Genomic DNA, 817 nt, shown 5'->3' on the forward strand with positions numbered 1-817 from the left:
TGACAAAAGAGTAGGCAGTATTGGCGATTTMACTTGTTTTAGCTTTTATGCTACTAAAAATCTTGTAACGGGTGAGGGGGGGATGGTTACAACTAATGATGAGGAACTTGCGGAGAAAATAAGGGTAATGGGTTTGCACGGTATGAATAGGAATGCTTGGAATCGTTATTCTGATAAGGGTTCCTGGTTTTATGAAGTAGAATACCCTGGTTTCAAGTATAATATGACTGATTTACAAGCCTCCATGGGAATCGTTCAATTGCAAAAACTAGAACGCTTCCAAGAAATTAGAGAGCAATATGCATCGATATATAATAAGGGATTGAAAGATCTGGAAGGAATTATTAAACCTTACGATAATAAAAATCACACTCACGCATGGCATCTTTATGTCATTCGTCTAGAAGAGGATTTGTTTAAGATAGACCGATCATCTTTTATCGAAGAGTTAAAATTAAGAGGAATTGGTACAAGTGTACACTTTATTCCTGTGCATTTACATCCCTACTATAGAAAACTAGGGTATAAAAACGGTGACTATAAAAAAGCTGAAAAGGCGTATCAAGGCGCTGTCTCACTGCCTTTATATCCCAAAATGTCAGTAGAACAAATTGAAACCGTAATAACTGCTGTTAACGACGTATACAGTAAGTTTAGAAGATAGGAGATATTCATGCTGTTTAAAAGGGTATTTGATCTTTTTTTTTCTTTTATTGGAATCGTTATAACTGCACCACTATTAATCATTATTTCAGCATGGATTAGGATAGATTCTAAAGGACCAATAATTTTCAAACAAAAAAGAGTTGGCTTGAAT

At 34.9% G+C, this 817-nt stretch carries 2 protein-coding genes; both read left to right on the plus strand.

The features are described from left to right. A partial coding sequence (locus AC1DWB_RS36415; protein ID WP_477545912.1) for a DegT/DnrJ/EryC1/StrS family aminotransferase occupies window positions 1-664 on the plus strand: 664 nt, incomplete at its 5' end. A gap of 9 nt (window positions 665-673) precedes the next feature. Then, window positions 674-817 (plus strand): sugar transferase (locus tag AC1DWB_RS36420; protein WP_477545913.1); only part of this gene is annotated, 144 nt, incomplete at its 3' end.

Source organism: Paenibacillus sp. P4_E11 (assembly GCF_056401635.1).